At 68.9% G+C, this 5326-nt stretch carries 5 protein-coding genes; all 5 read right to left on the reverse strand.

The window, feature by feature from the left end:
- Window positions 1–1555: PAS domain S-box protein (locus AB0M20_RS25740; RefSeq protein ID WP_364302343.1), on the reverse strand; the 1555-nt coding region annotated here is incomplete at its 3' end.
- A 19-nt stretch (window positions 1556–1574) separates the two neighbouring features.
- Window positions 1575–2708 carry an FIST N-terminal domain-containing protein gene (locus AB0M20_RS25745; RefSeq protein ID WP_364302345.1) on the reverse strand — a complete coding sequence of 378 codons (1134 nt, stop codon included), beginning with the start codon at window positions 2706–2708 and terminating at the stop codon, window positions 1575–1577.
- A gap of 172 nt (window positions 2709–2880) precedes the next feature.
- A complete protein-coding gene (locus AB0M20_RS25750) occupies window positions 2881–3903 on the reverse strand; it encodes a dipeptide ABC transporter ATP-binding protein (protein ID WP_364302347.1) in 1023 nt (340 codons plus the stop codon).
- Window positions 3896–4933, reverse strand: a complete 1038-nt coding sequence (locus tag AB0M20_RS25755; protein ID WP_364302349.1) for an ABC transporter ATP-binding protein — start codon at window positions 4931–4933, stop codon at window positions 3896–3898. The genes AB0M20_RS25750 and AB0M20_RS25755 overlap by 8 nt, the downstream gene beginning before the upstream one ends.
- Window positions 4934–4942: 9 nt before the next feature.
- A partial coding sequence (locus AB0M20_RS25760; protein WP_364302352.1) for an ABC transporter permease occupies window positions 4943–5326 on the reverse strand: 384 nt, incomplete at its 5' end.

Raw genomic sequence — 5326 nt, forward strand, 5'->3', positions numbered from 1 at the left:
CGCCGAAACGCTCCTGCACGGCCGTCACCAGCGTGAGCAGCTCGGTGAACGACTCCTGGATGAAACGGGTGTTGTCGGAGACGAACTGGATCGGCGTGTTGATCTCATGCGCGATGCCGGCCGCGAGCTGACCTATCGCCTCCAGGCGATTGGCCTGGTGGACCTGCCGTTCCAGATCGCCGATCCGGGTGACGTCGGCGCCGATGCCGATCACCCCACCGGCATCGGGCTGTGGCAGCACGCTCAGCAGGAAGCTGCGCGGCGTGCCGCCGGAGCCGGCGAGGGTGACGTGATGATCGACGATGGCCGCGCCGTCGGCGAGCACCCGCTGCTCCAGGTCGATGAGCACGGGAGTGAGGTCGTCGACGACGCCGATCTCGGCCTCCTGCTTCCAGGTCAGTTCGGTGTCGGCAGGCAGGCCACGCACGGCGAGAAAGGCACCGTTGTGGCCGACGTAGCGTTCCTGCGCGTTCTTCCAGTAGATGAACTGGGGGATGGCGGAGATGACGCCGGTGAGTACCGCCTTCTCGATGGACAGCTCGTGGGCCAGTGCTTCGGCCCGGGCCTTGGCCGCCAGGCGGGCGCGCTCGGCCTTGACCCGCGCGGTGACGTCCCGTTCCACGGCCACCGTGCGGACGATGCCGTCGTCATCGACCACCCGATACAGCTCCACGCGCAGCCAGCAGCGGCGCCCGTCCTTGGCCCGGGCCTCGAACTCGGGCAGCACCACAGAGCCCTTCGCGGCCATGGCCGCGGTGTCGAGGTGCGGCATCCGATCGATGCCGAGCAGATCCGTACGGAGCCGGCCGACCGCCTCGTCGCGGGTGTATCCGGTCAGCTCGGTGAAGGCGTCGTTGACCCACTCGATGCGACCCAGTTCGTCCGCGATCACGACACCGTCGTCCATGTGCCGGGCGACCAGAGCCAGACGGGAGGTCTCACGCGTGGCTTTCAGCAGTTCGTTCCCGGTACGCACGCCGGTCGTCTCGTCGGTGAGGGTGAGAACGGCCCTGGCCGCCCCGTGCCCGTGCACCGGGTCCACGCGTACGCACCACCAGCGTGATCCTTCGCGCGTTTCGACCCGATGGGTCTCCATCGGATCGGGCCGCTCCCCTGCCAGCACCCGCCGCACCATCGCCGCGGCTTCGTTCAGCAGTTCGCCGAGCCCGTCGGCGTAACCCTGGGCGAGCGTGAGGAGGCATCCGTCGTCCAGCGCGACGCTGCCGGCCCGGGCCAGCATCGTGCTCCACATCCGGTTGGTGTCGATGATGCGGCCGTCACCGTCGAGAATGCACAGTCCCGCGTCGATCGAGTCGATGACCGCGCGCAGGACCTGTTCCGCCGCATGGAAACGGTTGGTGCGGTCCACCAGCCGCCGCTGCAACGTCATGTTGCGCTGCCACGTCGCCAGCACCGCGCTGTCCGGCCCGGCGGCGGTGCGCCGTTCCGCGGCGGCGACCAGCGCGTCGATGGTGCGGCGCTGTTCCTCGACGGTACGCCGCAGGACGGCCATCGCTCGATCGCTGTCCTCGACCATCACCGGCGAGTCCACCATGTCGGCTCCTCGGACTAACTCAGGCAAACGCCACAGCGACGAGAGTCTGATTCATGTGCATGCCGTTGAACTGCTCGCCGTAGGTGCTGAAGCCCACGGCGCCGTGCTCGGCCAGCAGCGCGCCGACCCGGTCGGTCAGGCCGTGCTCCTCGGACTCGAGCCGGCGCAGGACGCAGTCGAAGACCAGCATCCCGCTGAGCGAGCCGAGTTCGGCGCGCACCGACCTCAGGCCGTCGTCGAGCTTGTCCAGCAGGCCGCTCGATGCGCCGATGCGGAGCACGTCGCCCAGGTCGACCCGGGCGAAGAAGCCGAGTGCGCCGTCCGACCGGAGCTCCGCGATGCTGCGGATCCAGCTGTTACCGCCCGCCGTCAGCATCAGCGGATGCCGCGAGAACGTCGCCGGCGTGACATCGCTGCGCGGAAGGTGCACCGCGTCGGCGTACGCCTGCGCCGCGGGCCGGCCGTTGAAGGCCCGTACGATTCGCTGCTCCGGGTCGACATCGGTCGCGACCAGCACGATGTCGGTCGGCTCGTGGTGCTGCAACCGCAACAGCCGGAACGGCGCATCGGAGCGCACTACGGTCACCGTCGCCCGGTTCTCCGCGAAGACTCCGTCGTGATAGACGGACGTACAGGTGAACTGCAGGCCGTCGCCCGCCGAGCCGCCGATGATGGGCACATCGCCGAGCGCGGCCATCAGGCTGGCCGCCAGCACGTCCTCGTTGCGGGCCAGCCCGTCGGTGAGCAGCAGCGCGAACCCGTCCCGATCGTCCAGCTCGGCACGGAGCACCGCCAGCTGAGCGCCGGCGTTCTCCACGGCCGCCGGCGCGTCGTCGAGCGGTCCGACGACCATCGTCCGGCAGTGCAGGCCGCCCTTGAGGGCGGCCGCGCAGATGCCGCCGCCGTCGTAGCCGTCGTCACAAATGTTGCCCGAGCTGGTACACCCGATCACCCGCTCACCGAAATGACCGCGCAGCGCGGCACCCACGGAGGTGAGGTCGTAACCGGGGGCCACGAACACCACGTACAGATCGGCGGCCGGCCCCAGCGCCGCCGCCAACTCCGCGACCGCCGCCGCGCCGTCGGGCTGGTGCGACACCGCTGATGCCATCGTGACGTGGGAACCACTACGCGACTCGGTCAGCGTTGACATGCCATCTCCCGTGTGCCGATGCCTCACCGTCCCGTTCGACCGGGTCGCGGAGGAAATGAGCCCCAAGCTCCGATGCATCGGTGTCAGGGGGCGTTGATCGGCGGGAGAGAGTTACCGGGCCACCGCGGCCGGCCGGCCCGCCCGTAGCGACGGGCGGACCGGTGGGACGGCGTCAGGCAGCGCCGACGTCGTGCGTGACGACGATCTCGCGCTCCTCGGCGAAGTGGCAGGCGCTCGGATGTGCGCTGCCGGTCCGCTCGATCAGGAGCGGCACCTCGGTCGCGCAGATCTCCTGCGCCTTCCAGCAGCGGGTGCGGAACCGGCAGCCGGACGGCGGATTCACCGGGCTCGGCACGTCGCCGGTGAGCCGGATGATCTGCTTGGTGTGACGGACCGTCGGGTCCGGCACCGGCACCGAGGAGAGCAGCGCCTGCGTGTACGGATGCGTAGGCCGCTCGTAGATGTCGGCGTCGCTGCCGATCTCGACGATCTTCCCGAGGTACATCACCGCCACCCGGTCGGACAGGTGACGCACCACCGACAGGTCGTGGGCGATGAAGATGTACGCCAGCCCGAGCTCGCGCTGCAGCCTCTCCAGCAGGTTCATCACCTGCGCCTGGATCGACACGTCCAGGGCGCTGACCGGCTCGTCGCAGACGATGATCTCCGGGCGGAGGGCCAGCGCGCGGGCGATGCCGATGCGCTGCCGCTGACCACCGGAGAACTGGTGCGGGTAGCGGTTGGTGTGCTCGGGGTTGAGCCCGACCACCTCGAGCAGTTCCTGCACCTTCCGGCGGCGGTCACCTTTCGGCGCCACCTCGGTGTGAATCTCGAACGGCTCGCCGATCAGGTCGCCGACGGTCATGCGGGGGTTCAGCGAGGTGTACGGATCCTGCATGACCATCTGGATCTGCCGCCGCATGCGACGCAGCGCCGGGCCCTTGAGCCCGGACAGCTTGTCCCCGCGGTATGTCACCGACCCGCTGGTCGGCTTGTCCAGGTTCATCAGCACCCGGGCCAATGTGGACTTACCGCAGCCGGACTCGCCCACCACGCCCAGCGTCTCGCCGGCGTTGAGGTCGAACGAGACGCCGTCGACCGCCCGGACGTGACCGATGGTGCGCTTGAACACCACGCCCTGGGTCACCGGGTAGTACTTGACCAGGTTGTCGACGCTCAGAATCGTCTCAGGCACGGTTCACCAACTCCTCGGCGAAGTGGCAGGCGCTGGCCCGGCCGCGCCCGAGCTGGTGCAGCGGCGGCACGTTCGGGATGCAGATGTCGTCGACCCGCATCGGGCAGCGGGGGTGGAACGGGCAGCCGGACGGGATCCGCATCAGGTTCGGCGGCAGTCCCTTGATGGTCCGGAGCTCCTGGCCCTTCTCGTCGAGCCGCGGGATCGACTCCAGCAGACCGATCGTGTACGGGTGGGCGGGCTTGGCGTACAGGTCGTAGACCGACGCCTCCTCCACGATCCGCCCGGCGTACATCACCGCGATCCGGTCCGCGACGTCGGCGACCACGCCGAGGTCGTGGGTGATCAGGATCAGGCCCATCTGGCGTTCCCGCTGCAGATCGGCGAGCAGGTCCATGATCTGCGCCTGCACGGTCACGTCGAGCGCCGTGGTGGGCTCGTCCGCGATCAGCACCTCCGGGTCGAGGGCCAGCGACATCGCGATCATGACGCGCTGACGCATACCACCGGAGAACTGGTGCGGGTACTCGTTCACCCGCTGCTTGGCGAACGGGATCTTGACCTGGTCGAGCATCTCGATGGCGCGCTTCTTGGCGTCCTTGCGGCTCATGCCCTGCCGGACCCGGAACTGCTCGGCGATCTGGAACCCGACGGTGAAGACCGGGTTGAGCGCGGACAGCGCGTCCTGGAAGACCATGGCGATGCCGTTGCCACGGATCCGCCGGCGCTGCTCGTCGTTCATCGCGAGCATGTCCTCGCCATGGAACCGGATCTGTCCCCCGGTGACGAAGCCGGGCGGCATGTCGAGGATGCCCATGATGGTCTGGGCGGTGACGCTCTTGCCGGAGCCGGACTCGCCCAGCACGGCCAGTGTCTCGCCCGCGTCGACGTGGTACGTGACGCCGTTGATGACCTTCGCGACGCCGTCCCGGGTGCGGAACTCGACGTGCAGGTCCTCGACCTCGAGCAGCCGACCGGACGGTTTGCCCGCCTCGGCGTACTGCGGGTCGGTAATGAGTACGTCGGACAAGGGGGTCTCCTACCGGAGTTTCGGGTCGAGGGCCTCGCGGATCGCCTCGCCCATCATGACGAAGGCGAGGACCGCCGTGACCAGGAAGGCTGCCGGGAAGAACAAGAGGTACGGCGACACCCGGATGTAGTTCTGCGCCTCGTTGATCATGATGCCCCAGGACACCACCGGGGTACGCAGGCCGACGCCCAGGAACGACAGCGTGGCCTCGGCGCCGACGAACGACCCGATCAGGATCGTCGAGTAGACCAGCAACGGGGCCAGGCAGTTCGGGATCAGGTGCTTGAAGATGATCCGGCGGGGACCGGCGCCCATCGCCCGGGCCGCGATGATGTAGTCGGCATCGCGCACCGCCAGCACCGACGACCGCATGATCCGCATCGAGACCGGCCA

The organism is Actinoplanes sp. NPDC051633 (genome assembly GCF_040681735.1).
Lineage (GTDB): Bacteria > Actinomycetota > Actinomycetes > Mycobacteriales > Micromonosporaceae > Actinoplanes.